Here is an 898-nt window from a genome sequence, read left to right as displayed (position 1 = left end):
GGCGGGTGCCTTGGCCCCCGCCGCGGCCACCGGGTCCGTGCCCGCGCCCGCCACCCGCCGCTCCACCCGCCGCTCCGCCCGCCGGGCCCGGCGCCGCACCCTCGCCCTGGCCGTCCTCACCGTCGGCGGACTGGCGGCCCTGCCCCTGGTGCTGTGGTCGGTGGCCGGCTCCGGCGGCACGCCCGCCCCCGACGCCACCGCGCCCTCCCGGACGCCGGGCGCGGACGCGGCCTCGCCCGGCGGTTCCTGGGCCGGACGGGGCACCACCGGGCAGGGCGCCCGGCACGGCAGGCTGCACAACCTCACCTCCGGCCTGTGCGTCGACGTCGTCGGCGAGCGGGCCGTCCGGGGCGCCGAGACGGAACTCGCCACCTGTTCCGCCGCCGCGAGCCAGCAGTGGACGTACGAGCCCGACGCCCTGCTGCGCAGCGCCGCCGCCCCCGATCTGTGCCTGGACTCCGGCCTCGGCTACTCGGTCCGCCTCGCCCCCTGCTCGGCCACCGGCCGGGCCGGGCGCGACATCCGGTACGACTTCACGCTCCAGGGCGTCCTGGTGCCCCACTCGAACCGGGAGCTGGCTCTCACCCCGGCCGCCACCGACGGTTCCGGCGCCCTCGTGCTCAAGATCCGTGTGGCGGGCACCGCCCGGCGCTGGACCGTCGACACGGCCTCCGCCGACCTGCGGATGGAGAACGTCAACTGGGGCACCGCCGGCACCCCGCCGGCGGCGTCCACGCCGCCCGGCACCCCCGGCCCGTGCGCAACGCACCCGGACCGCTGCGACCGCCCCGACGACGGCGCCCGCGACCGGCACCGCTGACCGGGGGCCGTCTCAGGGGTGCGGTGGTGGGCGGCGGTGGCCGGGGTCCTCTCGGGGGTGCGGGGGCGGGGGCGGGAT

At 80.0% G+C, this 898-nt stretch carries 1 protein-coding gene; it reads left to right on the top strand.

The window, feature by feature from the left end; translation table 11 throughout:
• Positions 1-820: RICIN domain-containing protein (locus tag IF37_RS40370; RefSeq protein WP_173457125.1), on the top strand; the 820-nt coding region annotated here is incomplete at its 5' end.
• Positions 821-898 lie beyond the last annotated feature (78 nt).

It is taken from the genome of Streptomyces sp. NRRL S-31, assembly GCF_000718775.1.
Taxonomy (GTDB): Bacteria; Actinomycetota; Actinomycetes; order Streptomycetales; family Streptomycetaceae; genus Streptomyces.
Note: the sequence above shows the minus strand (reverse complement) of the source record. Positions and strands in the feature narration are given on the sequence as shown.